23 protein-coding genes are annotated in these 26921 nt (G+C 60.8%); 14 read left to right on the top strand and 9 right to left on the bottom strand.

What is annotated here, in order from left to right:
- Positions 1-3: 3 nt before the first annotated feature.
- Complete coding sequence (locus V1471_RS06975) at positions 4-1614, bottom strand: peptide ABC transporter substrate-binding protein (protein WP_434287627.1); 1611 nt, start codon at positions 1612-1614, stop codon at positions 4-6.
- Positions 1615-2008: 394 nt separating this feature from the next.
- Between V1471_RS06975 and tsaA the strand changes: the two genes are divergently transcribed.
- From tsaA to V1471_RS06960, 3 genes are all read left to right on the top strand, one after another.
- Positions 2009-2416: a tRNA (N6-threonylcarbamoyladenosine(37)-N6)-methyltransferase TrmO gene (gene tsaA, locus V1471_RS06970; RefSeq protein ID WP_434287626.1), complete on the top strand. Its 408-nt coding sequence runs from the start codon at positions 2009-2011 to the stop codon at positions 2414-2416.
- A 799-nt stretch (positions 2417-3215) separates the two neighbouring features.
- Positions 3216-6911, top strand: a complete 3696-nt coding sequence (locus V1471_RS06965) for a vitamin B12-dependent ribonucleotide reductase (protein ID WP_434287625.1) — start codon at positions 3216-3218, stop codon at positions 6909-6911.
- Between the two features lie 9 nt (positions 6912-6920).
- The gene (locus V1471_RS06960) at positions 6921-7181 is read left to right on the top strand and encodes a hypothetical protein (protein ID WP_434287624.1); all 261 of its coding nucleotides are present in this window, start codon (positions 6921-6923) and stop codon (positions 7179-7181) included.
- A 256-nt stretch (positions 7182-7437) separates the two neighbouring features.
- Here the strand turns inward: V1471_RS06960 and V1471_RS06955 are convergent, their stop codons facing one another.
- Positions 7438-7701, bottom strand: coding sequence for a hypothetical protein (locus V1471_RS06955; protein WP_434287623.1), 264 nt, complete (start codon positions 7699-7701; stop codon positions 7438-7440).
- Positions 7702-7960: 259 nt separating this feature from the next.
- On the opposite strand from V1471_RS06955, the gene V1471_RS06950 reads away from it, so the two are divergent.
- Entirely contained in the window at positions 7961-8752 is a 792-nt protein-coding gene (locus tag V1471_RS06950) for a helix-turn-helix domain-containing protein (RefSeq protein ID WP_434287622.1), read from the top strand.
- Between the two features lie 71 nt (positions 8753-8823).
- On the opposite strand, the gene ilvN is transcribed toward V1471_RS06950, so the two are convergent.
- From ilvN to V1471_RS06930, 4 genes are all read right to left on the bottom strand, one after another.
- Positions 8824-9390 (bottom strand): acetolactate synthase small subunit, encoded by a 567-nt coding sequence (gene ilvN / locus V1471_RS06945; RefSeq protein ID WP_434287621.1) that lies wholly within the window; start codon positions 9388-9390, stop codon positions 8824-8826.
- An 11-nt stretch (positions 9391-9401) separates the two neighbouring features.
- Entirely contained in the window at positions 9402-9701 is a 300-nt protein-coding gene (locus V1471_RS06940; RefSeq protein ID WP_434287620.1) for a hypothetical protein, read from the bottom strand.
- A complete protein-coding gene (locus V1471_RS06935; RefSeq protein WP_434287619.1) occupies positions 9701-11449 on the bottom strand; it encodes an acetolactate synthase 3 large subunit in 1749 nt (582 codons plus the stop codon). The genes V1471_RS06940 and V1471_RS06935 overlap by 1 nt, the downstream gene beginning before the upstream one ends.
- Positions 11450-11793: 344 nt before the next feature.
- Complete coding sequence (locus V1471_RS06930; RefSeq protein ID WP_434287618.1) at positions 11794-12261, bottom strand: YbjN domain-containing protein; 468 nt, start codon at positions 12259-12261, stop codon at positions 11794-11796.
- Between the two features lie 408 nt (positions 12262-12669).
- Between V1471_RS06930 and V1471_RS06925 the strand changes: the two genes are divergently transcribed.
- The 6 genes from V1471_RS06925 to V1471_RS06900 all read left to right on the top strand — a co-directional run bounded on the left by V1471_RS06925 (position 12670) and on the right by V1471_RS06900 (position 18248).
- Positions 12670-14550 carry a PhoX family protein gene (locus V1471_RS06925; protein ID WP_434287617.1) on the top strand — a complete coding sequence of 627 codons (1881 nt, stop codon included), beginning with the start codon at positions 12670-12672 and terminating at the stop codon, positions 14548-14550.
- A gap of 108 nt (positions 14551-14658) precedes the next feature.
- The gene (locus tag V1471_RS06920; RefSeq protein WP_434287616.1) at positions 14659-15168 is read left to right on the top strand and encodes a hypothetical protein; all 510 of its coding nucleotides are present in this window, start codon (positions 14659-14661) and stop codon (positions 15166-15168) included.
- Between the two features lie 212 nt (positions 15169-15380).
- Complete coding sequence (locus V1471_RS06915) at positions 15381-16475, top strand: TRAP transporter substrate-binding protein (protein WP_434287615.1); 1095 nt, start codon at positions 15381-15383, stop codon at positions 16473-16475.
- 171 nt (positions 16476-16646) lie between these two features.
- On the top strand, positions 16647-16940 hold the full coding sequence (locus tag V1471_RS06910; RefSeq protein WP_434287614.1) for an ArsR/SmtB family transcription factor: 294 nt from the start codon (positions 16647-16649) through the stop codon (positions 16938-16940).
- On the top strand, positions 16937-17998 hold the full coding sequence (locus V1471_RS06905) for a permease (RefSeq protein WP_434287613.1): 1062 nt from the start codon (positions 16937-16939) through the stop codon (positions 17996-17998). The genes V1471_RS06910 and V1471_RS06905 overlap by 4 nt, the downstream gene beginning before the upstream one ends.
- 13 nt (positions 17999-18011) lie before the next feature.
- Entirely contained in the window at positions 18012-18248 is a 237-nt protein-coding gene (locus V1471_RS06900; RefSeq protein WP_434287612.1) for a thioredoxin family protein, read from the top strand.
- Positions 18249-18381: 133 nt separating this feature from the next.
- Here the strand turns inward: V1471_RS06900 and V1471_RS06895 are convergent, their stop codons facing one another.
- Both V1471_RS06895 and V1471_RS06890 read right to left on the bottom strand, forming a co-directional pair.
- Positions 18382-19029 carry a response regulator transcription factor gene (locus V1471_RS06895; RefSeq protein WP_434287611.1) on the bottom strand — a complete coding sequence of 216 codons (648 nt, stop codon included), beginning with the start codon at positions 19027-19029 and terminating at the stop codon, positions 18382-18384.
- Positions 19026-20441 (bottom strand): cache domain-containing protein, encoded by a 1416-nt coding sequence (locus V1471_RS06890; protein ID WP_434287610.1) that lies wholly within the window; start codon positions 20439-20441, stop codon positions 19026-19028. Before V1471_RS06890 ends, V1471_RS06895 begins: the two co-directional genes overlap by 4 nt.
- A gap of 337 nt (positions 20442-20778) precedes the next feature.
- On the opposite strand from V1471_RS06890, the gene V1471_RS06885 reads away from it, so the two are divergent.
- From V1471_RS06885 to V1471_RS06870, 4 genes are all read left to right on the top strand, one after another.
- Positions 20779-21876 carry a TRAP transporter substrate-binding protein gene (locus tag V1471_RS06885; RefSeq protein ID WP_434287609.1) on the top strand — a complete coding sequence of 366 codons (1098 nt, stop codon included), beginning with the start codon at positions 20779-20781 and terminating at the stop codon, positions 21874-21876.
- 175 nt (positions 21877-22051) lie between these two features.
- On the top strand, positions 22052-22981 hold the full coding sequence (locus V1471_RS06880; protein WP_434287608.1) for a TRAP transporter small permease subunit: 930 nt from the start codon (positions 22052-22054) through the stop codon (positions 22979-22981).
- An 18-nt stretch (positions 22982-22999) separates the two neighbouring features.
- Positions 23000-25354, top strand: coding sequence for a TRAP transporter large permease (locus tag V1471_RS06875; RefSeq protein WP_434287607.1), 2355 nt, complete (start codon positions 23000-23002; stop codon positions 25352-25354).
- A gap of 139 nt (positions 25355-25493) precedes the next feature.
- On the top strand, positions 25494-25940 hold the full coding sequence (locus tag V1471_RS06870) for a hypothetical protein (protein ID WP_434287606.1): 447 nt from the start codon (positions 25494-25496) through the stop codon (positions 25938-25940).
- A gap of 61 nt (positions 25941-26001) precedes the next feature.
- Here V1471_RS06870 and V1471_RS06865 read toward each other — a convergent pair whose 3' ends face one another.
- Positions 26002-26850 carry an arginyltransferase gene (locus V1471_RS06865; protein ID WP_434287605.1) on the bottom strand — a complete coding sequence of 283 codons (849 nt, stop codon included), beginning with the start codon at positions 26848-26850 and terminating at the stop codon, positions 26002-26004.
- Between the last annotated feature and the right edge of the window lie 71 nt (positions 26851-26921).

The following is a 26921-nucleotide window of genomic DNA, read 5'->3' as shown; positions in this document are numbered from 1 at the left end:
AGATCACTCGGCGACGCGGTACATGTCTTTGCCGTACCAGGTCTGCATCACATTCTCGGTCGGCAGGCCCTTGATGTCGGACGAAATCATATCGACCTGCGCATAGTGATAGATCGGGATCACCGGCATCTCGGAGGCGAGGATCTGTTCCGCCTGCGTATAGAGCGGCTGCGGATCGGCGGCCGTTTTGCTTTCCTTCATCAGCGCATCGTACTCGTCATTGAAGAAATGGCCGTTGTTATGACCCGAGTAGGAGGTGAAGAGATCGAGATAGGTCGAGGCTTCGTTATAGTCGCCACACCATGCGTAACGCGCCAGATCGAAGTCCTGGTTCTGCATTTTATCGGTGTGGACCTTCCACTCCATGTTGTTGAGCGTCAGGTTCACGCCGAAGGGTTTGAAGAACTGCTGCGCCGCGATGGCGATTTTCTTGTGATCCTCGGACGTGTTGTAGTTCAGCGTCAGATCGAGCGGGTTCTCCGGGCCATAGCCCGCTTCGGCCAGCAACTCCTTGGCTTTCTCGTTGCGCTCGTCCTGCGTCCAGCCCGCATAGTCGATCTCCGGCATGACAAAACCGGCGGTCGCCCAATGGGTCCAGTTGTAAGACGGGTGCTGACCGCCCTGAAGGATGTTGTTCACCACGATGTCGCGGTTCATCGCATAGGACAGCGCCTTGCGCACGCGCAGGTCCTTGAGCGCTTCCGGGCCCTTGTCGGACATGTTCATCATATAGATGTAGGAACAGGAATACGGCAGCGAGGTTGCCTCGTCCGGGTATTCCTTGCTCAGGCGCGGGTACTGACCGGCGGGGATGTCGACGCGGTCCAGTTCTCCGGCGAGGTAACGGGTCAGGGCTTGGTTGACGTCATTGATGGTGAGCGCGGTCAGGTGCGTCATCACCGTCTTGTCAGCATCCCAATAGCTGTCGGATTTGTCCATCTCGACACGCTCGCCAAGGATGTGCTCTGACAGCGTATAGGCGCCGTTCGACACCATGTTTTCCGGCTTGGTCCAGTCGGCGCCGAATTCCTCGATCACGTCCTGGCGCACCGGGAAGGTCGAGCCATGTACCAACATCTGAGGGAAATAGGGCAGCGGCGTCTCGATCGTCACCTCAAGCGTCTGATCGTCGATGGCTTTCACGCCCAGATCGGAGGGCGGCAGCTCGCCCGCGGTGATTTTCGATGCGTTCACCACCTGCATCAGTTCCATGTACCAGGCATATTCCGACGCGGTCGCCGGATCGGCCAGACGCTGCCAGGCGTAGACGAAATCGCCTGCCGTCACCGGCTTGCCATCGGACCACACGGCCTCGGGGCGCAGATGGAAGGTGTAGGTCAGGCCGTCGTCCGACAGATCGTGGCTCAGCGCCACGCCCGGAATGATGTCGCCCTTGGCGTCTTCGTTATAGAGGCCTTCAAAGAGGTTGCGCAGAATGTCGGAACCTTCGACGTCCGTGTTGATCTGCGGGTCCATCGACTTGATCGCGTCCAGAAGCCAGAACGTATAGGTCTGGTTCTCGGAGAGCACCGTGCCTTCGGGAATATCGGCGGCAAAGGCCGTGGGCGCGGCGGCAAGGATCGCCAGCGCGGAAAGGGCGGTGGTGAGTTTCATAAAGACCTCCTGGGTACTGTTTATCTTTTCAGTTCATTTTTCACGGGCGGCACCAACCGTTTCGGTGGGCGCAGCAATAATGCAAGAAAGGAAATGTATTCAGCCGGAGAAGGCAAGGCTTCGCGGAAAAAGTGACCGTAACGTCAATCATTCCCGCCACGCGTGTGGCGCTCTGCCCTGTCTTTCGGCAAATGCCGCGGAATTTTCGGGTGTTACCGCCGCGTTTCTGCCGCGCTTGTGCCTCTGACGGGCCCGTTCAGGGTCGGGTCCGAGTCGAAATTCTGTGCTGTCGGCGAAGATCCGCCAAGGGGCCGACCTGCATCTTTCTGCCTGCGTCCTTTTGTCGGGCGGTCCCACGCCGCCTTTCTCCTACATCAGGGAAAAGGAGATCCGCATGACCGATACACAGATGACCCTCACCCCCATCGGACGCATCCGCACGCCCTATAAAACGCTCAAAGACTGCCCGAAAGGGCCGGGGCGCGCAGGGCAGGAGGCGCGCATCGAACTCCACCCCGCCTTCGCGCCCGGTCTCAAGGGGCTCACCGCAACCGAGGTCGATGTGCTCTACTGGTTCGACCGCGCGCCGCGCGATGTGCTGCAATCGGTGCGGCCGCATGACGGGGTGCATTGCGGCGTTTTCGCCATGCGCTCGCCGCATCGACCGAACCCCATTGCGCTGTCTCGCGTGCGGGTGCGCGCGGTCGAGGAGGCGGCCCTCGTGGTCGATGGGCTCGACTGTCTCGACGGCACGATTCTGGTCGATCTCAAACCCGTGCCGGGCGCGATGTCACAAAAATGATTCGTCCCGGCCCTGTCTGGCCCGTCGCGCCCGCCAAGGCGCGGTTTTGTCGTCTGAATACAGCTTCAGGTTGTGATTTTTGCTTTTTTCCCAGTGAAACCGGGGGCTTTCTGCGGTTGCGAGGGGCGCATCACGGCCACTAGATGTTGTGTGCTGAGGGATTAGGCACAGAGTGCGGGGCGCGGGAAATTTTATCCTCCACAGCCCCGCCGGACTTATCCACAAATACTCGCTCAAATTCTTAACGTTTCGCGTGAAACCCATGGGAAACAAAGGAAAAAGAGTTAACGCGGATCGCGACGAATCGAGCCCCCCTGTGGGCAAAATCCGTCAACGAAATTTTGCCCGGAAAAAGGGTAAATTTTGCGTTGACCAGCGGGGCGGAGCCGCTGCACATTGTGTAAGCCGGATGGGTGATACACTACATTTAGTCGATCCTGGACGGCGAGGGACAAGAGTCCCGGGGGACATATCCGACAAAGGGCCGTGTGGGACCGGGGCGAAGATGCCTTGTTTTCACGGAAACGGACGGGGTGAAGACCGGATCTGACCGCGGTGACCAGGGCGACGCACTGAGGCGAATCTCTCTCGGACCGAACCTGCGCTGCGGGATCGGATCTCAGGAGTTTTGCCCTCTGCCCAAGGCCGTCTTTCGCCGGATCAGACCACAAGATGTAGTTCGCCAGACGGTGGCAGGTCCGCAGCGCAAGCGGTCGAACCTGCGGGTCGAAATGGAGCGGTGTACACAAGGGCCTCAAGGGCCGGACGGACCGCACAAACAGATTTGGTCGGGGCAGAGATGAAGATCGAACGCAAGTTTACGACGGCAGGCAAGGACGCATACTCTGATCTGGAATTCTCGGCGACGAGTTCCGAGATCCGCAACCCGGACGGCAAGATCGTCTTCAGGCTGGACGAGTGCGAGGTCCCCTCGAAATGGTCGCAGGTCGCCTCCGACGTCATCGCTCAGAAATATTTCCGCAAGGCAGGTGTGCCGGCGGCGCTGAAGAAAGTGCGCGAAAAGGGCGTCCCTTCCTTCCTCTGGCGCTCCGTTCCCGACGAGGACAAGCTCGCACAACTGCCCGAAGAGGACCGTTTCGGCGGGGAAACCTCCGCCAAGCAGGTGTTCGACCGTCTGGCGGGCGCCTGGGCCTATTGGGGCTGGAAGGGCGGCTATTTCTCCTCCGAGGAGGACGCCAAAGCCTATTACGACGAAATGCGCTTCATGCTCGCCGCCCAGATGGGCGCGCCGAACTCGCCGCAATGGTTCAACACCGGCCTGCATTGGGCTTACGGCATCGACGGTCCGGGGCAGGGGCATTATTACGTGGATCACGCCACCGGCGAGCTGACCCGCTCCGCCTCGGCCTATGAGCATCCGCAGCCGCATGCGTGTTTCATCCAATCCGTCGCCGACGATCTCGTGTCCGACGGTGGCATCATGGATCTCTGGGTGCGTGAGGCGCGCCTGTTCAAATACGGCTCCGGCACCGGCACCAACTTCTCGTCGCTGCGGGCCGCCAACGAGTCCCTCTCCGGCGGTGGCAAATCCTCCGGCCTCATGGGCTTTTTGAAAATCGGCGACCGGGCAGCGGGTGCGATCAAATCCGGCGGCACCACGCGCCGCGCGGCCAAGATGGTGATCTGCGACATGGATCACCCGGACATCGAAGAATTCATCAACTGGAAGGTCATCGAAGAGCAGAAAGTGGCGTCCATCGTCGCGGGCTCGAAGATGCACGAACGCCAGCTCAACGCCATCTTCGCCGCGATCCGCGACTGGGACGGCACCGAGGCCGACGCCTTCGATCCGGCGAAAAACACCGCTTTGAAAGCCGCGATCCGTGGCGCGAAACAGGTCGCCATTCCTGAGACCTATGTCAAACGCGTGCTGGATTATGCGAAACAGGGCTATTCCTCGATCGAATTCCCGACCTACGATACGGACTGGGATAGCGAGGCCTATGCCTCTGTCTCCGGCCAGAACTCCAACAACTCCGTGCGCGTCACCGATGCCTTCCTCAAGGCCGTGAAAGACGATGCGGAATGGGAGTTGCTGCGCCGCACCGATGGCAAGGTTTCGAAAGTCGTGAACGCCCGCGAGCTTTGGGAGCAGGTCGGCCATGCCGCCTGGGCCTGTGCCGATCCGGGCATCCAGTTCCACGACACGATCAACGCCTGGCACACCTGCCCGGAAGACGGTCAGATCCGTGGGTCCAACCCGTGTTCCGAGTATATGTTCCTCGACGATACGGCTTGTAACCTTGCCTCGATGAACCTTTTGACCTTCCTGAAGGATGGCGAATTCGACGCCGAAAGCTACATGCATGCGACCCGGATCTGGACGCTGACGCTTGAGATTTCCGTGATGATGGCGCAGTTCCCGTCCAAGGAAATCGCGCAATTGTCCTATGATTTCCGCACTTTGGGTCTTGGCTATGCCAATATCGGCGGGCTCTTGATGAACATGGGGCTGGGCTACGATAGCGACGAGGGCCGCGCCTTGGCGGGCACTCTGACCGCGATCATGACCGGCGTCTCCTATGCGACCTCCGCCGAGATTGCGGGCGAGCTGGGCACCTTCTCCGGCTATCAACGCAATGCCGAGCACATGCTCCGCGTCATCCGCAACCACCGCACCGCCGCCTATGGCAAGATCACCGGCTACGAAGGTCTCGCGGTCAAACCGGTCGCGCTGGATCACGCCAACTGCCCGGATGCGCATCTCGTGGAACTGGCGAAATCCGCTTGGGACGAGGCGCTGAGCCTTGGCGAGAAAAACGGCTATCGCAACGCGCAGGTTTCCGTGATCGCGCCCACCGGCACCATCGGTCTGGTGATGGATTGCGACACCACGGGGATCGAACCGGACTTTGCGCTGGTGAAATTCAAGAAACTCGCGGGTGGCGGCTACTTCAAAATCATCAACCGTTCGGTTCCGGCGGCGCTCGAAAAGCTGGGCTATAGCTCCAGCCAGATCGAGGAAATCGTGTCTTACGCGGTCGGTCATGGCACCATCGGCAATGCGCCGGGGATCAATCACACCGCACTGATCGGCCACGGTTTCGGTCAGGCACAGATCGACAAGATCGAAGCGGCACTGCCCTCCGCCTTCGACATCCGTTTCGTGTTCAACCAATGGACGCTGGGCGAAGAGTTCTGCACCGGCACGCTCGGCATTCCGAAAGAGAAACTGAACGATCCGTCTTTCGACCTGCTGCGCTCGCTCGGGTTCACCAAGAAAGACATCGACGCCGCCAATGACCACGTTTGCGGCACCATGACGCTCGAAGGTGCGCCTTTCCTTAAGGAGGAGCATTACCACGTCTTCGATTGCGCCAATGCCTGCGGCAAGAAAGGCAAGCGTTATCTGTCGGTTGAGAGCCACATCACGATGATGGCGGCGGCGCAGTCCTTCATCTCCGGCGCGATCTCCAAGACGATCAACATGCCGAACGATGCGACGATCGAGGATTGCCTCGCGGCCTATGAGCTGTCCTGGTCGCTGGGCACCAAAGCCAATGCGCTCTATCGCGACGGCTCCAAACTGTCGCAACCGCTGGCGACTGCGCTGATCGAAGACGACGAGGAGGCCGAGGAAATCCTTGCCACCGGCTCCGCACAGGAAAAAGCCGCTGTTCTGGCCGAGAAGATCGTCGAGAAACTGGTGATCAAGGAAGTGGCGCGCGGTCGTGAAAAACTGCCGTCCCGTCGCAAGGGCTACACCCAGAAATCCATCGTCGGCGGGCATAAGGTTTACCTGCGCACCGGCGAATACGAAGACGGCTCTCTGGGCGAGATCTTCATCGACATGCACAAAGAGGGCGCTGGCTTCCGGGCGATGATGAACAACTTCGCCATCGCGGTCTCCGTCGGTCTCCAGTACGGCGTGCCGCTTGAGGAATTCGTCGACGCCTTCACCTTCACCAAGTTCGAACCGGCGGGTATGGTGCAGGGCAACGACAGCATCAAAAATGCGACCTCGATCCTCGACTATATCTTCCGCGAGCTGGCCGTCTCCTATCTCGACCGCACCGATCTGGCCCATGTCAAACCGCAGGGCGCGTCTTTCGACGATCTCGGTCGCGGTGAGGACGAGGGCAAATCCAACGTCGCCGATGTGTCGGAAAATGCTGCCTCGCGTTCGCTCGAAGTGCTCAAACACATCTCCTCCACGGGCTATCTGCGCAAACGCGTGCCGCAGGAATTGATGGTGCTTCAGGGCGGGATGCACACCGGTGCCACCGCGCTGACCGGCTCCGTCGACCCGCAGGTCGCGCTCCAGACACTGGTGCCGGAAACCAAGGCCGCCGCCAAACCGACAACCGCCGACACGGCACTGTCTTCGGGGACGGTCTCCATGGACGCGCGCACCAAGGCCAAGCTGCAAGGCTACGAAGGCGAGGCCTGCGGCGAATGCGGCAACTACACGCTGGTGCGCAACGGCACCTGCATGAAATGCAACACCTGTGGCGCCACCTCGGGCTGTTCGTAAGGAGAGATGATGAACCTCGTTTTCGACATCGCCGGTCAACTCTGCGCGGCAGATCGCGTGACCATGCGCGGCAATACGCTTGAGGCCGAGTTCGACCGCAACGTGATGGGCGCGCTGGCCGATGCCTATCAGGGCGCGCGGGTGGTTTCCGTTCTGGGCGTGCCGTCGCTCTCGGTGACCTATTCGGTGCAGGATTACCGCGACGCGGGCGAAGCGGGCTGCAAGGCGGTGTTTTCCGTCAACAGCTCGGCGGGCCGGGTGTTGCATTAAAAGGAATACGTGCCCCTTTGCGGGGCACGGGGTGGGGCATTTCCAGTCGACCCGGAAAGCCCCGAGTGAAGGGTCTGAATGACACCTTTCCGGCGTGGGTGCGCTCACGCCAGACGCGGATCGGGCCGCAGGCAAATAATCTACCGGGCGGTATCAATATGAGCCCGATCAGCGAGCCTCAGGGGCCCTTCGGGGCCCCTTTTTTCATATGGAGCGCCATTTCTGGGTTGGGGCGTGACAGTCCTTCGAACCGCACTCAAGCCGCAGGTTTCTGGGAGAAGCTGCGCAGGGCCTCGGCCAGTTCCGGTGCGGCGAAACGTTGGATGGGACGCAATCGGGTACAGATGCGGATGCCGTTTTCCATATGCGCCTCGCAGTGCACCATGGTGCCCGCTTCGGGCATGCTGAAGGAACCAATGATCGTGTCGGGGCCGGTGGCATAGGCGAGATCGCCGTGGTCGCTGCACCAAATCACCGCTTTATGCGTTTTGGGATTGGCCCAAAGTACTATTCCGTCCATTCCAATAACTCTTGTGAATGCTACCCGTTTGAGCGTCCGTTTTTAGCATGAGCATAAATCGCATAATATTCAGATTTATGTATCATTTCGGAGCTAAATTGATGCTCATTGGCGTCAAATTCGGGCGCAATTCCCCAAAAGGGTGCAAAACAGTATCAATATTTGCCAGGATAGCGCATAGTTTCTGGAATTGTGGTGACGCCCCGTTTTTGGGTCTCAGGCTTTCGGGCCTGTCGGGGGTGTGTTGATTGGGGAGGGTATGGTGCCGGAAGGAGAATTGTCTCCTGCGCAGTTGCGCCATGTGTTCGGGGTGAATTTGCGCAGCCTGTCGGCGGGCGCGCGTTCGATCTCGGTTCTCTGCCGCGAGCTGGGGATCAACCGGACGCAATACAATCGCTATCTGAACGGCGAGGCCTTTCCCCGCCCGGATGTGCTCTATCGGATCTGTACATATTTCGACGTCGACGCACGGATTCTGCTCGAACCGCTGGACCGGATCCAGAGCGTGCAGCGCACGGGCGCCATTGGCGAGATTTCTCATCTGCTCTCCGATCTCGACATGCTCGACATCCCGCCACAGACCCTGCCCGAAGGCGCCTATCTGCATTACCGCGTGTCCTATTTCGTGCCCACCGACATCAGCTGTACGCTGCTCGGATTTTACCGCGACGATCATGGCGTGATGCGGCTTCGGGGCTATATGCCTTACGCCTCCAGCGACCGCATCGGCCTGCCGCGCGCCGCCGCCGCGCGCCGGTTTCGCGGCGTGGTGTTTCGCCAGTTGAAGGGGTTTTCCTTCATCCTCTCGATGGAACGCACGCCGCTCATGGTGCTGGGCGGGTTCGAGCCGAGCTATCTCGGTCAGGAAAATTTCTATTTCGGCCGTTCGGTTTCGACCCAGGATGTGCTCTCCTCGACGCCCATCTTGTTACAGCGTCTGACGCCGAGCCTCGCCGCGATGATCGCCGTCCGGGACAAGATCGGCATCCACCCGAGGGCGTCTTATTCGCCGCTGATCCGCAGTTATTTCGACAAACATCACCCGGTCTGAAAAAAAGGGCCCCACAGGGCCCTTTCATATTGCCCATGTCTGTGGGCTCAGTCGCGTGCGTTCTGAACCGTTCAGGCCTTGGCCCCCCGCGCCAGAGCCGCAACCCCGGTCCGCGCGGTTTCCACCAGACCCAGCGGGCGCATCAGCTCGGCGAAGGCGTCGATCTTTTCCGACGTGCCGGTCATCTCGAAGACAAAGCTCTCCAGCGTCGAGTCCACCACATTGGCGCGGAAAATCTCGGCGAGGCGCAGCGCTTCGATCCGGTTGTTGCCGGTGCCTTCGACCTTGAACAGCGCCAGTTCGCGTTCGATCGACGGGCCTTCGACGGTCAGGTCATGCACTTCGTGCACCGGGACGATGCGGCCCACCTGCGCCTTGATCTGTTCGATCACATCGCGCGTGCCGGTGGTCACCACCGTGATGCGCGAACGATGCCCTTCGTGATCGACCTCGGCCACGGTCAGGCTCTCGATGTTATAGCCACGCCCGGCAAAAAGGCCGATGACGCGGGCCAGAACCCCGGCCTCGTTGTCGACCAGAACGGCGAGCGTGTGTTTTTCGATGACTTCGGCGTGGTAGTCGCGAAGGTCATAGGCGGAATGGCTCGAGGAGCCGTGTTGGATACGTAGGGCGGACATGCTTCTCTCCCTTAGGACGCGCAACTCAATGTGGCGTCGAACGTGTTGATGTCACTGCGTTTTACGAGCGTGCGCACGGCGCAGCCTGACGCGGTTTCAATGGCGGAGCGGGCGGCCTCTTCAAGCTCGGCGAAGTTGAGGCGACCCGTGTGATAATTGCGCGCGACGGCGGTGTCCCCGGTGACCTCGACTGCAAAGTCGAAGCCGCCCTGCGACACCTCCACCGCGTCCGGGGAGACGCATCCCGCAAGACCCCAGGTCGCGACCAGCGCGGCAAGGATCGTGCGGAGCCATTTCCCGAAGCGTTTCATCAGACCAGAACCGCCCCGTCGGACTTGATTGCGCCCTCAACGGAGGCCTCGCCCAGCAACATTTCGTTGTGCGGCTTGCCCGACGGGATCATCGGGAAGCAGTTTTCATGCTTCTCGACGAGGCAATCGAAGATCACCGGACCGTCGTAGTTGATCATCTCCATGATCGCATCGTCGAGGTCTTTCGGGTCCGAACACTGGATGCCCTTGGCACCGAACGCCTCGGCCAGTTTCACGAAATCCGGCAGGCTTTCCGACCACGAGGACGAATAGCGCTCACCGTGCAGCAATTGCTGCCACTGGCGCACCATGCCGAGGCGCTCGTTGTTCAGGATGAACTGTTTCACCGGCAGGCGATATTGCATCGCCGTGCCCATTTCCTGCATGTTCATCAACCACGAGGCCTCGCCCGCAACGTTGATCACAAGGCTCTGCGGGTGTGCCATCTGCACCCCGATGGAGGCCGGGAAGCCATAGCCCATGGTGCCGAGGCCTCCGGAGGTCATCCAGCGGTTCGGGTCCTCGAAGCCAAGGAATTGCGCTGCCCACATCTGGTGTTGGCCCACTTCGGTGGTCACGTAACGATCCATGCCCTTGGTCAGCGCTTCGAGCCGCTCAAGCGCATATTGCGGTTTGATCACCGTCTCGGAATTCTTGTAGGTCAGGCAACGGACCTCTTTCCATTCCTCGATCTGCGCCCACCAGGCGGAGAGATCCGCCTTTTTGCGCCCGCGCGATTTCCAGACCTTCAGAACGTCTTCCAACACATGGCCGACATCGCCGATCACCGGCAGGTCGACGCGGATGATCTTGTTGATCGAGCTGGGGTCGATATCGACATGGATCTTTTTCGAGTTCGGCGAGAAATCCTGAATCCGCCCGGTGATCCGGTCGTCGAACCGCGCGCCGATGTTGATCATCAGATCGCAGCCGTGCATCGCCATATTGGCCTCGTAGAGACCGTGCATGCCGAGCATCCCGAGCCAGCTCTTGCCAGACGCGGGGTAGGCGCCCAGACCCATCAGCGTCGAGGTGATCGGGAAGCCGGTGGCATCGACCAGCTCGCGCAGCAGTTGCGATGCGCCGGGGCCGGAGTTGATCACGCCGCCGCCGGTGTAGAACACCGGACGTTCCGCCTTTTCGATCAGCGCGACGATGTCGTTGATCTCCTCGATGGAGGCTTTCACCCGCGGCTTGTAATGGCCCATCTTGACCTTGGCCGGCGGCGTGTATTCGCCATCGGCGAATTGCACGTCTTTCGGCAGGTCGACGAGAACCGGGCCGGGGCGGCCGGAGGTGGCGACATGGAACGCCTGATGCAGGGTCTCGGCGAGCTTGTCCGTGTCCTTCACCAGCCAGTTGTGTTTCGTGCAGGGACGGGTGATGCCGACCGTGTCGGCCTCCTGAAACCCGTCGGTGCCGATCATGAAGGTCGGAACCTGACCGGAGAGCACGACGATCGGAATGCTGTCCAACAGCGCGTCGGTCAGCCCGGTGACCGCATTGGTCGCGCCCGGACCCGAGGTCACCAGAGCGACGCCGATCTTGCCGGTCGAACGGGCGTAGCCCTCGGCGGCATGCACCGCGGCCTGCTCGTGACGGACCAGAACGTGCTTGATGTCGTTCTGCTGGAAAATCTCGTCGTAGATCGGAAGGACAGCGCCCCCCGGGTAGCCAAATACCGTGTCCACACCCTGATCCTTCAGGGCCTGAACCACCATTTTCGCTCCGGTCATCTGACGTGTCATGTTGTTCTCCGTCTGCACATCGTCACTTTGTTTTTTGCAATAAAAAAGCCCCCGGTGTTCAATCGGGGGCGCATGGGTTCCATTATGGTCAACCGTCACCGGCCCATGCGCGTTTTCCCTACGAGTACAAGAATGCCAGACATGGCGTTTCCTTTTGGGGCTTTGACCCTTGCGGGTGCTTCATTGCGTGGGCGGGACATTAGGACTCGGTTGATCAGGCGTCAACCGCAAAACACCCGTCCGATTGAATAAAATGTCGCAGCGCGGCATGTGTGTGAAATAATGTTAAAAGGGCTGACCTATTTTGCCTCCCCCAGAGGCTGGGGGAGGCGTGGCTTGGTGCCTCACTCGAAATGCTCTTCCGCCTGTTCCAAAATCACCCGCCACCAGTCGAACGTGTCGTCCAGAGCCTCGCGGGTGATGCCGCCCTTGAAGGCGAAGGAATAGTTGATCTCCAGATCGCCGTCGCCATCGACCGAGGCTTTGCCGAACCGATAGCTGTTGTTGTACTCGTTGATCGTCTCGGCATCGGTGGAATAATCCGCGCCGTCGAAATAGGCCACGAACGTGCCGTTGTTGCAGTCCGCATGTTCTTCGCAGCCGTAGAAATACAGCGTGTAGGGTACGCCGCCGATCCGGCCCCGGAACATCGGGTCGTCCTCGCCATCCGTGTCGCGCTCGACCGAGCCGAAGCCGCTCAGAAGCTCTTCGAACGTGTCCAGATCGTCGAAGGTGAGGACGGAGGTTTCCGCCAGAGCGGGCAGGGCGGTGAGGGTCATGAGGGCGGCACAGAGGGCCATCGGGCGCAGCATCGGGCGGGTTCCTTTCGCATCAACGGGGGAAGCTCCCCGACAAGGGCAGTCTGGCCCGAGGGGGCCGTGAAAGGAAGGGGGAAATCTGCCTCCCTCGTCGCATCTATCGGCGACTGTGGCCGTGACGCTGGCCGTGACTGTGGCCGCAAGCCGGGCCGCAACTCGGCCGGACACCGGAATGTGCGGGAAAACACGGCATGCCGGGATGACTTTAGGGAAATCAACCGCTTCCGCACAGGGACGCCCGGCAAGATGTCGCGCCCCGCCGGTTTCCGTTCGGTTTCATCGACTTGTTACATTTCCGTCACCTCGCTGTTGCGCGCGACGGGCACCTGAGGCGCCAGAAGACCCGCCTGTCGAACCGGGCGGCGTTTCGATTCTCAAGCAACGCACTCAATGGAGCGAGATATGAAAGATCAGGACATCGTCGACCTGTCGTGGGACGATTTTGACGAGATGCGCGACCCGCGCCCGGCCAGCAACGGTTTCGACGCGGTTGTCGAACGTGCGATTTCGCGTCGTGGCTTCCTCGGCGGCGCTCTGGCCTTCGGCTCCGGCGCTCTGGCCATGGGCGCTGGCCTTCTGTCCTCCACCACCGCCGCCCGCGCGGAAGGTGCAGGCTTTGCCTTCAAACCGATCCCGATCGGCACCGATTTCGACATCCACGTGCCGGAAGGCTACCAGTGGAAAGTTCTCGTGCGCTGGGGCGACGCGCTGTTCTCCGAAGCTCAGGGCGCCTATTCGCCCGAGACCGGTGTGCCGGTTGCGATGTCCGACAAGGTGTTCGGCGAGAACACCGACGGCATGGAGACCTTTGTCGATGGCGACAAAACGATCCTCGCGATCAACTCCGAATATGTGAACCCGAAAATCAACCTGCCCGCAGACTCCGAAGGCATGCCGAAAAATGCCGACGAAGTGACGTTGCTGAAAAACATGCAGGGCGTGACCGTCGTGGAAGTCGCCGACAATGGCAACGGCTTCGAGGTTGTCGTCGACAGCCCCTACAACCGCCGCATCACCCATGAAACCCAGATGACCATGGACGGCCCGGCCGCCGGTTCCGCCCTCGTGCAGACCAATGCCGATCCGGAAGGCATGTCGCCCAAAGGCACGATGAACAACTGCGGTTCCGGCAAGACGCTTTGGGGCACCTATCTGACCTGTGAAGAGAACTTCAACGGTTACTTCGGCGCCACCGGCGAATTCACCGAAACCGAGGGTCTCAAGCGCTACGGCATCGGCGGCGAAGGCCGTTACGCCTACGAGAAATTCGATGCGCGCTACGATCTGTCGAAAGAGCCGAACGAGCCGAACCGTCACGGCTGGGTCACCGAAATCAACCCGCTCGATGCCACCTCGATCCCGGTGAAACACACCGCTCTGGGCCGGTTCAAGCACGAGAATGCCGAGATGGTGCAGGCCGCCGACGGTCGCGTCGTGGTCTATATGGGCGACGACGAGCGCGGCGAATTCATGTATAAATTCGTCTCCAACGGCACCTGGACCGAAGGCGGCTCGACCGAAGGTCTCCTGTCCGACGGCACGCTCTATGTCGCCAAGTTCAACGACGACCTGACGGGTGAGTGGCTGGCTCTGACGCCCGAAACCACCGGCATGTCGCTGGAAGAGATCCTCGTGTTCTCCCGTATGGCAGGCTCGAAAGTCGGCGCGACCACCATGGACCGCCCGGAATGGATCGCCGCCAACCCGCTGAAATGCGAGGCTTATTGTGCGCTCACCAACAACTCCAACCGCGGTGTCAAAACCAACGCCGGTGGGGACGAGATGATCGCCAATGGCCCGAACCCGCGCGACACCAACGAATTCGGTCAGATCGTGCGCTGGCGCCCGGAAGGCGAAGATCACGGCTCCGAGAAATTCGGCTGGGATCTCTACGTCATGGCCGGCAACCCGACCGTCTACGACAACGCCTACGCCGGTTCCCCGAACGTCAACGAAGGCAACATGTTCAACGCCCCGGACGGCATGGCATTTTCGTCCGACGGCTACCTCTGGATCCAGACCGACGGCGAAGACAGCAACGAAGGCGACTTCGCGGGTCAGGGCAACAACCAGATGCTCATCGGCAACACCGAAACCGGCGAGATCGCCCGCTTCCTCACCGCGCCGAACGGTGCCGAGGTCACCGGCCTCACCTGGTCTGCGGACAAAAAGGTGGCCTTCGTCGGCATCCAGCACCCGGGCGGCTCCTGGCCGGACGGTGCGGGCAAACCGCGCTCCTCGGTGATCGCCGTGTGGCGTGAGGATGGCGCGCTGATCGGCTAAGCCGATCCCGCCTTAGGATTTTATCAGGCGAGGGGTGCGGTGAAAGCCGCGCCCCTTATTTGTTGGGCATTTTAATTGGTCTGGACTTCACCATCCAAGGCCTGTCAGATGGTCAATATGAAAAAGGAAATTTTGAGAATGAACAAATTTGTTGCACTGGCCATAACCGCAATTCTTGTGAGCGGCTGTTATACAAACCCCGGTGATGCAGGGAAGAAGCGCTACGCCCGGGCCCAAAACGCAACGCTGCAAAATGCGGCCTTTCAAAATGCACGTCAAACCCAAGTCGATGGTTTGACCTTCAATGTCGCCGTGGTTGACGGTTCCTATTCTGCAGGATTGACACAAATAAATGGTCGCCCTGGGGACTTTGAAACGACCGTGATTTTCAGAGAAGGTAAATATGGTCTGGTCGAATTGGTGGCCCCTAAGTCGGCGTCATACAGCGCAGCGCAGGTGGAAACTGCGGCGCGCCGTGTAACCGGCTGTCAGGCGAAATTTTCCATGGGGGTTTTGGCCTTTATTGGGGGAGCGAACGGTGCCACGATGGATCTTCAGGCCCTCGGCAAGAAAGTCGATAGCAAAGTGCGCGGATGGCGGGTTGAGCTTTCTTGCTGACCCTTTCCCGTTTTTGCTCCTCCGCCTCTGGTCCGCTGGGAGAAGTTTAAAGGCGCCCCCTCCGCAATAAACCATCCCCCCCTCTGCACCTCCGCGCAACATTCGCGCGAAATGTCGCGCTTTCCCCCCTTCAATCTTCCGCAGCCCCTCTCTATGGTGCGCGCGATTTGGCGCGGGGGCCGTCCCCTCGCGCGCCTTTTGGAGGATAGACCATGGATCGCCGCTCTTTTCTGAAAACTTCCGCACTGGGCGGGTCTGCCGCCGCCGCTTCGACGCTCGCAGCCCCGATGTATGCGCAGGGGCAGCGCACCCTGACCATGGTCTGTTCCTGGCCGCGCGGTCTGGCGGGCGTGTGGGACTCGGTCGAGCGTTTCGCCGACAGCGTCCAGACCATGTCCGACGGTCAGTTGACGATCGAGGTCCGTGCCTCCGGCGAGCTCGTCGGCGGTCTTGAGGTGTTCGACGCCGTGACTTCCGGTCAGGCCGACATCTACCACTCCGCCGATTATTATTTCACCGGCCAGCACCCGGCCATGGCCTTTTTCACAACCTCGCCCTTCGGCATGACAGCGCCCGAGATGATGGTGTGGTATTACGGCATGGGCGGTCTCGAACTGCACCGCAACATGGGTGAAATCTTCGGCCTGCACACCAACATCGGCGGTCAGACCGGCGCACAGGGCGGCGGTTGGTATCGCAAGGAAATCACTTCGGTCGCCGATTTCCAGGGCCTGAAACTGCGCATGCCGGGCTTCGGCGGCGAAGTGGTCGGCAAACTCGGCGCCTCCGTGCAGGTGATGCCGGCGGGCGACATCTATCAGGCGCTCTCCTCCGGCGCTCTGGACGGCACCGAATGGGTCGGCCCGTGGTCCGACGAGCGTCTCGGCCTGCAAGAGGTCTGTGACTATTTCTACCCGGCGGGCTTCCACGAACCGGGCTCGGCGCTCTCCGTCAACACCAACCTCGAGGTGTTCCAGTCCCTGACCCCCGCGCAACAGCGGATCATCGACGTCGCCGCCGCCGAGTGCAACCAGTACGACTATTCGCTCTTCCTCGCCAACAACGGCCCGGCGCTTCAGCGCCTGATCTCCGGCGGCACCCAGATCAAACAATTCCCGGACGACGTTTGGGAAGCCTTCGGTCGTGCCTCCAAAGAGGTGCTCGACCAGTATATGGACGACGAGCTGTTCGCCGAAATCCGCGCTTCCGTCGAAGCCTCGATGAAAGCCACCTCCGGCTGGATGGGCCAGTCCGACAGCTTCTACACCACCCAGCGCAACCGCGTTCTGGCGATGCTCGAAGAGTGATCCGGGCCACAGCCTGAGACATTTCGGAACGCGCGGGAGGGGCAACTTCCCGCGCGTTTTCTTTTGCGCCTCCGTTGTCGCATTTCGACGGACACCCATTCGGACATCCTGTCGCATGGCGGTGCGCCTCAAATCGGCCTATGCGTTTATGCGCATAAGGAGATTTGCATCATGTTGCCCATCCTGACCGCCCTCTCTGAACAAACCCGGTTCGATGCCATGCGCTTGCTTTACGATGGCGACGAGCATTGCGTCTGTGAGCTGATGCGCGTTATCGGCGCGACGCAAAGCCGGATGTCGCGGCATATGCAGGTGTTGAAACAGGCCGGGCTGGTCGTGGACCGGCGCGATGCGCAATGGGTGCGCTACAGCATGAACCCCGATCTGCCCGCAGAGATCCGCGCCGTGCTCGATGCCGTGTTCCGGGCCGAGGACGCGCGGAGCCCGCAAAGGAGGGCCGCATGAGCACGATCCAGACCCACCCGTCCCATCCCGCGCGCCCCGACTGGCTCTGGCATCTGGGCGTCATCGCTTTTGTCCTTCTTTGGTGGTTGATCTATCACCGGCTGCAACCGCTGGCCGACTGGCTCACCGCGCAGCTCCCGGTCGAACGTCACAGCCACACTGGCGAGGCCATCGCCTTTTTCCTCTATGACGTGCCGAAAGTGATGATGCTTTTGACGCTCATCGTCTTTGCCATGGGCGTGGTGCGGAGCTTCTTCTCGCCCGAGAAAACCCGCGCGCTCCTCTCCGGCAAACGCGAGGGCATCGGCAATATCCTCTCCGCCGGTCTCGGCGTCTTGACGCCCTTCTGTTCCTGCTCCGCCGTGCCGCTGTTCATCGGTTTCGTCTCCGCTGGCGTGCCTTTGGGCGTCACCTTCTCCTTCCTGATCGCCGCGCCCATGGTCAACGAGGTGGCGCTGGTCCTTCTCTTCGGCCTCGTCGGCTGGCAGGTCGCCGCAACCTATCTCGCCTTCGGTCTCGGCCTCGCCGTGGTGGCGGGCTTTGTCATCGGCAAACTCAATCTCGAAGGCTGGTTGCAGGACTGGGTGCGTGACATCCATTCCGGGACAGGGGGCGTGGACATACCCGAGGGCGAGCGCCTCACCATGGTCGACCGCTACCGGTTTGGCATCCAAGCGGTGAAAGAGATTTTCGGCAAGGTCTGGGTCTGGATACTCCTCGGCATCGCCATGGGCGCGCTGATCCACGGCTATGTGCCCGAGGACCTGATGGTCCGCATCATGGGCGCGGACGCCTGGTGGTCCGTCCCCGCCGCCGTGGTGATGGGCATCCCCATGTACACCAATGCCGCGGGCGTGATCCCCATCGTCGAGGCTTTGCTCGGCAAGGGCGCCGCCCTCGGCACGGTTCTGGCCTTCATGATGAGCGTCATCGCGCTCTCGCTGCCCGAAATGATCATCCTCAAACAGGTGCTGACCTACCGCCTGATCGCCGTGTTCATCGGCGTCGTCGGCTGCGGCATTCTCGCCGTCGGGTTCCTGTTCAATCTGATCTTCTGAAAGGAGGTCCCTCATGACCACTGTGAAAGTCTACGGCCCCGGCTGCAAACGCTGTGAAACCACCGTCGAAATGGTGCGCGAGGCCGCCGCCAAGCTTGGCCTTGAGGTCGAGGTGGAAAAAGTCACCGATCCGAAATCCATCGCCATGGCGGGCGTGATGTCCACCCCCGGCATTTCCATCGACGGCAAGCTGGTGCATGCGGGCGGCCTGCCGGACAAAACCAAGCTCGAAACCTGGCTCACGGCCTGATCCGGTTTTCCGTGGGAAAAATACTCCCGCCGGAGGCAAGCGCCCGATAAGGGCGCTTCAAATTGTGCCCGACAAAAGTCCGACACAAATCCGACGCTTTGCCGACAGTCAAAAACAGGGGGCAGAACCGCCCTCAGAACCGACCTGTCCCCTGCAACACGCCGTGCTCCATCGCATAGCGCGTCAGCCCCGCGGTCGAGGAAATCCCCAGCTTGCGCTTGATGTTCTTGCGATGGGTCTCGACCGTGCGCACCGAAATATCCAGCGCGGCAGCCACGTCCTTGTTGGATTTGCCCTGCGCCAATTCCAGAAGGATCGTCGTCTCCCGATCCGTCAGAGGCTCCCGTCCGTCGCGAATTTTCGTTGGTTTTATAGCGGCTTGCGCGCCGTCGCACAGGTATTTCTCGCCCCGCATCACCGCGTCGATGGCGTCTTTCACCGCCTCGGTCGGCACGTCCTTCAAGACATAGCCCATGGCACCGTGGCTGAGTGCCGCGCCGATATATTCCGGGCCGTCATGCATCGACAGGATCAGGATGCGCGTCTCCGGGCGGCGCTCCAGCAACAATTCGGTCGCCGTCAGTCCGCCCATCTGGGGCATATTCAGATCCATTAACACAACATCCGGTGCCAACGCTTCCACCCGATCCACCGCCTCCCGCCCATTGCACAGGGTCCCGACCACCTCGAGATCCTCGAAGGTTTCCAAAAGCGCACGGATGCCCTCGGCCACCATCGGGTGGTCGTCGACGATCAGAACGCGGGTCGGTTTTTCGGTCATCGGGCGCTTCCTATCGGGGCGGGCGGGCGACCGGAGGTCGCGGGCGGAAGGATATGCTGCAACGGCACGGTTGCGTCAATGGAGGTGCCGGGGTGCAGCGGCGTGATCGTCAGGCGACCGTCGAGCTGCTCCATCCGCTCCGCCATATTCCGAAGCCCCAATCCCCGCCCGCGTTTGCCCACATCCGTAGGGTCAAAGCCGCGCCCGTTGTCGCAAATCAACAGCGTCGCGCCGGTGCGGTGCCCTGCAAGTTTCATTGTAACTTCCGTGGCTTGCGCGTGGCGCTCGATGTTGGTCAGGGCCTCCTGCGCAATGCGGAACAGCGCAATGCGGGCCTCCTCATCGAGACGGTTTCGGAACACCACTGTCTCCAGCTCGGTCTTGATCCCGGTGCGGGCTTCGAACTCTTCGGTGAGGGATTTGAGCGCCGGACCAAGCCCCAGATCGTCGAGAATGCCGGGGCGCAGATCGCGCGAGATGCGCCGCACCTCGCCGATCGCACCGCCCAGCATCTCGACACTCCGGTCGAGGCTTTCGGGGGCTTTCGGATCGCCCGACTTCAACTGGCGGCGGGTCAGCTCCAGCGCATAGCGCACCCCGACCAAAATCTGGCTGATCCCGTCATGCAGCTCGCGCGCCACGCGCCCGCGTTCCTCCTCCTGCGTGTCGAAAATCCGCTGGGTGAGTTTCTTCAGCTTGCCGTCCGCCAGCCGCCGCTCGCGGATCGTGATCGTCATCCCGGACATGAAAACCAAAAGCACCGCCGCCATGGTGATCGCGCCGATATAGCCAAAGGTGCGCCGAACCCGGGTCTCCACCTCGGCGCGGGCGGCGGCGACCGAGCGCAGCACGTCGTCGATGAAAACGCCGGTGCCAATGGCCCACTGCCAGTCCTGTAAGCCTATGACATAGCTCATCATTTGCGCTTCTTCGCCGGTCGAGGGTTTGGGCCAGAGAAACTCGTGATAGCCGCCTCCCTGACGCGCCAACCGGATCAGTTCGTCGGTGATGGCCGTGCCCGAGCTGTCGGTCATGCCGGCCCAGTTGCGGCTGATCAGCCGCGTGTCGCGCGGCGCCACGAGATTGGTGCCGTCAAAGCTGTAGACGAAGAAATAACCATCCTCGCCATAGGTCATGGCCGAGAGGATTTGCGTGACCCGCAGCTTGGCCGCCGCATCGTCGGGGGGCGCAGGGCTGTATTCCGTGGTGATCGAATTGCGCGCCAGTTGCAGGTAATTCTGCAATTCCTGCCGCTTGGCAGAGAGGATCTGGTCTTCGAGTTCGGCGATCTCACGTTCGGCCATGCTCCGCGATTGATGCGCGACCACAAACGCAATCGCCGCCACCGAGAGGATCAGCGGCAGCGTGGCAAGCAGGAAGAGCTTGCGCGCATAGGTCATTTCCGGGAGCATCGCGACGATGGGTCGGGTCCTTCGGTGGTCTTTTGTTGGCCGAATCGCAGGATAGCGCGCCGGGGCAGGGCGTCAATTCCATGGATGCCTCTTCTGTGCGGCATGAAAATTACCAATTCATGGTGCGAAGGGTCACAAAAAATCCCGGACTGCGTAGTGTTGGGTATTTCAACACCGCATCTCCGCCGATAACGATAACATCACGATTTGTTCGACCTGTCCAATAAGGACCCGCCATGTCCGCGAGGGAGCTGTGCTGCCACCGGGAGGAAACATGCGCAGGGAAGGGGCCGGGCAGACTGCCATAGCCATAGACAATCTTGGGAGGACTTACTCTATGGATCGCCGTTCTTTTCTGAAAACCTCTGCTCTGGGGGGCGCCTCTGCCGCAGCCGCATCGACGCTGGCCGCGCCGATGTACGCGCAGGGCAAGCGCACGCTGACTATGGTCACCACATGGCCGCGCGGTCTGGCGGGGGTTTGGGATTCCGTCGAACGTTTCGCCGCCAATGTCGATGCGTTGACCGATGGCCAGTTGACCATCGACGCCAAAGCTGCGGGCGAGCTCGTCGGCGGGCTTGAGGTGTTCGATGCCGTGACTGCCGGTCAGGCCGATATGTACCACGGCTGCGAATATTATTTCACCGGCCAGCACCCGGCGCTCGCGTATTTCACCACCGTGCCCTTTGGTATGACCGCGCCCGAGATGATGGTGTGGTACTATTCCATGGGCGGTATGGAACTCCACCACAAGCTGGGTGAAGTCTTTGGTCTCAAAGGGTTTATCGCAGGACAAACCGGCGGTCAGGGCGGCGGCTGGTTCCGCAAGGAGATCAAATCGCCCTCCGATTTCCAGGGTCTCAAATTCCGCATGCCGGGTCTCGGCGGCGAGACCGTCTCGAAACTCGGTGCCTCCGTGCAGGTGCTTCCGGGCGGTGAGATCTATCAGGCCCTGTCTTCCGGTGCGCTCGACGGCACCGAATGGATCGGCCCGTGGTCGGACGAGAAACTCGGCCTGCAAGAGGTCTGTGATTTCTATTATCCGGCGGGCTTCCACGAACCGGGGGCTGCGCTCTGCGTGACTTCGAACCTCGAAGTCTTCGACAGCCTCAGCCCGACGCATCAGAAAGCCGTCGAGATCGCCTGTAACGAGTGCCATCAGCACAATTACGCGCTGTTCATCTCGAACAACGGCCCAGCGTTGCAGCGGCTCATTCAGGGCGGCACCCAGCTCAAGGAATTCTCCGACGATGTCTGGACCGCTTTCGGAATGGCCGCGAAAGAGGTGCTCGACGGCTACATGGGCGACGAGATTTTCGCCGAAATCCGCACCCATTACGAGGCCTCCATGGCGGCGACCTCGGCCTGGATCGGACGTTCGGACGGCAATTACACCCCGCAGCGCGACCGCGTTCTGGCGGCTGCTGCGGAGTGAACCGTGTAAACGGGATAAAAAACGGGAAATGCGCGCGGTTTTCGCGCGCATTTTTGGCTCCGGGCGTTGCTCATCCGGGGCGAGGGGCGTAAAGCGGCCCGACAGATGTAAAATCACCGGAAGAATATCACTGGGAACGGGTCGTTTGCGCACGATCCGGGAAGGGGACAGCAAGATGGAAGAACAGAGCGGCGGGTCGTTCCTCGGCGCCGTGGTGGACGGGCTTATCAGCCTTGTCGTCAACCTCGGGCTCGGGTTCTGGCACATCATTTACGCGATCAGCCATCCGGGCCTTTGGCTCGACTGGTCGAACAAGGAAAGCCTTTTGCGCTTCGTCTATTACGGCGGGTCGAAAGAGCTTTTGTTCGTGTTTTTCGATGTGGTGATCGTGATCACCATCGTGGGCTTCCTGTATCGGCCTTTCCTCTGGGCGTTGGTGCGCGGGCTTGAGAAGATCGCCAACACCACGGGCCGGATCGCAGCTTGGGCCGGTCTTCTGATGGTGCTGCAACAGATCATGGTCGTATTCCTGCAATCGGTCTTCCGGCAGGGCGAGATCACCATTTCCCCCTTCGGTGGCGGCTTTACCCAATCCGTCGGCTGGTTCTCCGAGAGCCTCAAATTCGAGAACGCTTTGGTTGTGGCGCTCTGCGTCTCCTATGCCTTCGTGCAAGGGAGCCATGTGCGCGTCGATCTGGTCTATGCGGGCGTGAAACACCGCACCAAACGCGCCATCGACATGTTCGGCTCTTTGTTCTTCATGCTGCCGGTGGCTTTGTTGACCTGGATGTATGCGTGGTTCTTCCTCTGGCGGCACCTGATCACGCCGAAGGTCTCGGCCTCGGACAAGCTTGAGCTGATGCTGAAAAAGGCCCGGATCGTGAAATGGAACGTCGAGACGATCTCCTTCTCCGCCAATGGGTTCAACGGATATTTTCTGTTCAAGATCCTGATGTTGTGCTTCCTCGCTCTGGTGATCCTTCAGGCTCTGGCCTTCTTCTATCGCTCCTATCTGGAGTTTCTTGAAGGCGAGGAGAGCGCAGGGAAGTTCAACGATCATGACAGTCTCGGCGAAGGCGAAGAAGCCTACGAAGGCGTACTCTGAGAATAAGGCGGATCACACATGCTTTTCGGACTTGATGGCGTAGAAATCGGCCTCATCATCGTATTCCTCTGCCTCTTCGGGGGCATTCTTACCGGCTTTCCGGTGGCCTTCGCCATCGGCGGCGCGGGGCTCATGTCCTTTGGGATCATCGCGGCCTTGGACAGCGCAGGCATCCTTGTCCATCAGGCGCTCGATACCGGCTCACAGGCCTACCGCGATCTGGTCAATTCCGGGGTGAACCCCAATATGATCTCGCATTTCCGATACCCGGATTTGCCAACGGTCTCTGAATCCCTGTTTCCCGGCGGCTGGGAGCAGGCGGTCGACCGCAACCTGTCCTTTATCGTCAACCGGATGAACGAACGCGTCTTCGCTGGCGCCTCGATCGAGACGCTTTTGGCGGTGCTGATGTTCGTGATGATGGGGATCGTGCTTGAGCGTTCCAAGATCGCCAACGATTTGCTGACCACCATGGCGCGCGTCTTCGGGCCGCTGCCGGGCGGTCTTGCGGTTTCCGTGGTGATCGTGGGCGCGTTCCTTGCGGCCTCCACCGGCATCGTGGGCGCGACTGTGGTGACCATGGGCCTGCTGTCCTTGCCCACCATGCTGCGCCACGGCTATTCGCCGCAGCTCGCCACCGGCGTCATCGCGGCCTCGGGCACTTTGGGTCAGATCATTCCGCCCTCCATCGTCATCGTGCTTCTGGGGACGCTCGCGGGCGACATTTATTCTGCCGCGCAGGAAGCGCGCGCTCAGGCCGCTGGCTGTACCGACGCTTTGACCTATCTTGGCGAACCCGCCGTGGTCTCCGTTGGGACGTTGTTCCAGGCGGCGATGCTGCCGGGCGTCTTCCTTGCCGGTCTCTATGCGCTCTATGCCTTCGGCTTTGCCATGTTCAACCCGCACAAGGCGCCGCCGGTGCATCTGGAAAGCACCCATCACGAGACCATGACCCGTCGCGACGGGCTTCTCTGGATGGTCGCAGTGCCGGTGCTGTTGATCGGAGGCGCGGTGTTCTCCGGGCAGTTCGGTCTGGCCGGATCGCAGGACGTCCATGTCGCCGAGTTCACCGAGGCAGGCGCGACCGCCAGCTTGCGCACCAATGTGTCGGATCAATGTCAGATCGCGATGATCGAGCTGCATGGTCAATCCGCATGGGACAAGGCCGTGGCCGAGCAGGCCGCGATCGAGGCCTCGGGCGGCGCACAGCAATCCGTGAAGCGCACGCCGGAACAGATCGAGGCCCTGACCGTCGAGGCCATCGCCAATGCGCCCAAACTCGGCACCGGTCTTCTGACCGTGATGGTGATGCTCGCAATCACGCTGGCCTTCGGGCGCGGCGTCGCCCCGTTGGCCAATCCTGCGCCGCTCTTGATCGGTGCGGGCGGGATCGTCGCCGTGCTGCTGCTCGATGCGCTTTTCGTTGGGCCGCAGACCTCGTCGGGGACGGCCTTTGTGATCTATCTGATCCCCTTCGTCGCACTGGCCTACGGTCTCAAGGATGCGGCGAAGCATCTGTCGAAGAACGAGTTGTTCCGCGTGGTCTTCCCGCCGCTGGTCCTGATCGTCGCCGTGCTCGGTTCGATCCTCGGCGGTGTGACCAATCCGACACCTGCGGCGGGTCTTGGCGCAGGGGGCGCGCTTTTGCTCGCCGCTTACCGCAAGCTTGCCGATCACAAGAAGTCCGGCAAGATCATCCTGTCTGCGGCCTTCGCCATCGTCGTCATGCTGCTGATCGGTGGCAATTTCGACCTGCGTCTGGGCCGTGGCAATGTCCCCTTCGAGGATTGGGCCGCCTATATCGTCGCACTCGGTGCCTATTACTATGCGATGTTCGGCATTCTTTATGCCTGCTGGGTGCTGTTCTCCGATGGCACGTTGGGCATTGTGGTGCGCGAGACGGCCAAGGTCACGTCGATGGTCTTCACCATCCTGATCGGCTCGCAATTGCTGAACCTCGTGGTGATTTCCTTCGGCGGCGAGCATTACATCCAGAGCTTCCTGCGCTCGTTCGACAATGAGTTCACCGTCTTCCTTCTGGTGATGCTGGTGCTGTTCATCCTCGGCTTCGTGCTCGACTTTCTGGAGATCATCTACATCGTCGTGCCCATTGTCGGTCCGGTGATCTACGGCGGCACGATGGACCCGAAATGGGTCACGATCATGATCGCCGTGAACCTCCAGACCTCTTTCCTGACGCCGCCCTTCGGTTTTGCGCTGTTCTACCTGCGCGGCGTGGCTCCGGCCTCGGTCACGACCGGGCACATATACAAGGGCATTATCCCCTTTGTGCTCATTCAGGTGCTAGGGCTCGGAATCCTCTGGGCCTTCCCGGACATTGTCACCATCGTGCCGAACCTTCTGGCGAAGTAAGGAAACGGCTCAGAAAACAGACAAAGCCCCGCCTTATCGGCGGGGCTTTTCTTATGGGCGAAAGAATCCCTTGCGTTGTGATAAATGTCTTATAAAAAGACTAAGGTATTTAATCACAGCCCCGCTAAGGAGCCCGTCCATGTCTTTCCAATCCGCCCGTTCCATCGACCAATTGACCGAAGACGCCCGCGATGGGGCGCAACCGGTGGGGAAACTGTCGCAACTCAACGAGCAGGGGCGTATGGTCGTCACCCTGTTTCGCGGTTCGAACGCGTTGCGAGAGGGCAGCGACATGGGCCGGATTTTCGATCAGATGATGCTTGTGTTCCAGCGCCACGCCCGGCGGCCTCTGGTGCATCACGGCATGAGCTGCGATTGCCTCGGCGCGGATGAGGCGGTGCTGGCGCAATTCGTTCGCCATGCCGCGCGGGGCCAACGTGAGGACGCCTGTCTCATGGCGATGCTTTTGGTGCGTGCCGATGTCGCGCCTCTGGCGGTGTCGCTGGCCGAGCAACTGGGCCTGTTGATCGACGCCACGCTCCGGACCGACCCGCGGGCGATGATGGGAACGGTGAAGGTGCATTGAGGTTTCCGCCAAACGGCAAATAACAAAGCGCGGCTCTGAGGGCCGCGCTTTTGTTTGGGCGTTACACCTCCGGTTTGGTCGTCCGCGTGCCCTGCATATCCGGCAGGTCGATCTTCGCCACCTGCTGGGCGATCGGCTCGCTCTCCAGAGGATGCGTGTCGGAGGAGAACTCGTCGGGATCTTTCAGGTCGATCCATTGCCCGCCCTGATAGACCTCAAGCGCGGAGAACCGCGCCTTGTAGCCCATTTTCGGCGATCCCGGCACCCAATAGCCGAGGTAGACATAGGGCAGGCCCGCTTCGCGCGCGATCTCGATATGATCGAGGATCACATAGGTGCCGAGGCTGTCCTTGATCAGATCGGGTTTGTAAAACGAATAGACCATCGATAACCCGTCATCCAACAGGTCCGTCAGACAGGTCGCGGCCAGTTCGCGCGGCTGCCCGGCGGCGTTGGGGATGTAATATTCGATGACGCGGGTGCGGATCGGGGTTTCCTCGATCATCGCGGCGAATTCGAACACATCCATATCCGCCATGCCGCCATCGGCGTGGCGCGTCTCCAGATATTCGCGGAACAGCTCATATTGCGCCTCGGTCGCCCAAGGCGAGGTGGCGGCACGTTTGAGGTAATTGTTCTTGTTGATCGCCCGGCGCTGGGATTTCGAGGGTTTGAAATCGGCCACCCGGATGCGGGCCGACATGCAGGCGTTGCAATCCGCGCAGGTGGGACGATAGAGCACGTTTTGCGAGCGGCGGAAGCCCTGTTTCGACAGGCTGTCGTTGAGTTGCTCGGCATGCTCCCCTTGCAGAGACGTAAAGAGTTTCCGCTCCATCCGGCCCTCGAGATAGGGGCAGGGCTGGGGGGCGGTCACGTAGAACTGTGGCGCAAGGGGGAGGGAGTGACGCATGAGGAGGACTTACGAGGAATTTCCAAAGGACGCGTAAACGGTTCGGGAAAAAGGTAGCAATTCCGTTTCAT

Source organism: Celeribacter sp. SCSIO 80788 (genome assembly GCF_051054295.1).
Lineage (GTDB): Bacteria > Pseudomonadota > Alphaproteobacteria > Rhodobacterales > Rhodobacteraceae > Celeribacter.
The sequence above is the reverse complement of the archived record's forward strand: the minus strand, read 5'-3'. Positions and strand labels throughout refer to the sequence as shown.

Excerpts from the sequence above, each read along its gene's own strand:
- V1471_RS06975 (WP_434287627.1), bottom strand. The coding sequence starts at position 1,614 with ATGAAACTCACCACCGCCCTTTCCGCGCTGGCGATCCTTGCCGCCGCG.
- tsaA (WP_434287626.1), top strand. The coding sequence starts at position 2,009 with ATGACCGATACACAGATGACCCTCACCCCCATCGGACGCATCCGCACG.
- V1471_RS06965 (WP_434287625.1), top strand. The coding sequence starts at position 3,216 with ATGAAGATCGAACGCAAGTTTACGACGGCAGGCAAGGACGCATACTCT.
- V1471_RS06960 (WP_434287624.1), top strand. The coding sequence starts at position 6,921 with ATGAACCTCGTTTTCGACATCGCCGGTCAACTCTGCGCGGCAGATCGC.
- V1471_RS06955 (WP_434287623.1), bottom strand. The coding sequence starts at position 7,701 with ATGGACGGAATAGTACTTTGGGCCAATCCCAAAACGCATAAAGCGGTG.
- V1471_RS06950 (WP_434287622.1), top strand. The coding sequence starts at position 7,961 with ATGGTGCCGGAAGGAGAATTGTCTCCTGCGCAGTTGCGCCATGTGTTC.
- ilvN (WP_434287621.1), bottom strand. The coding sequence starts at position 9,390 with ATGTCCGCCCTACGTATCCAACACGGCTCCTCGAGCCATTCCGCCTAT.
- V1471_RS06940 (WP_434287620.1), bottom strand. The coding sequence starts at position 9,701 with ATGAAACGCTTCGGGAAATGGCTCCGCACGATCCTTGCCGCGCTGGTC.
- V1471_RS06935 (WP_434287619.1), bottom strand. The coding sequence starts at position 11,449 with ATGACACGTCAGATGACCGGAGCGAAAATGGTGGTTCAGGCCCTGAAG.
- V1471_RS06930 (WP_434287618.1), bottom strand. The coding sequence starts at position 12,261 with ATGCTGCGCCCGATGGCCCTCTGTGCCGCCCTCATGACCCTCACCGCC.
- V1471_RS06925 (WP_434287617.1), top strand. The coding sequence starts at position 12,670 with ATGAAAGATCAGGACATCGTCGACCTGTCGTGGGACGATTTTGACGAG.
- V1471_RS06920 (WP_434287616.1), top strand. The coding sequence starts at position 14,659 with ATGGTCAATATGAAAAAGGAAATTTTGAGAATGAACAAATTTGTTGCA.
- V1471_RS06915 (WP_434287615.1), top strand. The coding sequence starts at position 15,381 with ATGGATCGCCGCTCTTTTCTGAAAACTTCCGCACTGGGCGGGTCTGCC.
- V1471_RS06910 (WP_434287614.1), top strand. The coding sequence starts at position 16,647 with ATGTTGCCCATCCTGACCGCCCTCTCTGAACAAACCCGGTTCGATGCC.
- V1471_RS06905 (WP_434287613.1), top strand. The coding sequence starts at position 16,937 with ATGAGCACGATCCAGACCCACCCGTCCCATCCCGCGCGCCCCGACTGG.
- V1471_RS06900 (WP_434287612.1), top strand. The coding sequence starts at position 18,012 with ATGACCACTGTGAAAGTCTACGGCCCCGGCTGCAAACGCTGTGAAACC.
- V1471_RS06895 (WP_434287611.1), bottom strand. The coding sequence starts at position 19,029 with ATGACCGAAAAACCGACCCGCGTTCTGATCGTCGACGACCACCCGATG.
- V1471_RS06890 (WP_434287610.1), bottom strand. The coding sequence starts at position 20,441 with ATGCTCCCGGAAATGACCTATGCGCGCAAGCTCTTCCTGCTTGCCACG.
- V1471_RS06885 (WP_434287609.1), top strand. The coding sequence starts at position 20,779 with ATGGATCGCCGTTCTTTTCTGAAAACCTCTGCTCTGGGGGGCGCCTCT.
- V1471_RS06880 (WP_434287608.1), top strand. The coding sequence starts at position 22,052 with ATGGAAGAACAGAGCGGCGGGTCGTTCCTCGGCGCCGTGGTGGACGGG.
- V1471_RS06875 (WP_434287607.1), top strand. The coding sequence starts at position 23,000 with ATGCTTTTCGGACTTGATGGCGTAGAAATCGGCCTCATCATCGTATTC.
- V1471_RS06870 (WP_434287606.1), top strand. The coding sequence starts at position 25,494 with ATGTCTTTCCAATCCGCCCGTTCCATCGACCAATTGACCGAAGACGCC.
- V1471_RS06865 (WP_434287605.1), bottom strand. The coding sequence starts at position 26,850 with ATGCGTCACTCCCTCCCCCTTGCGCCACAGTTCTACGTGACCGCCCCC.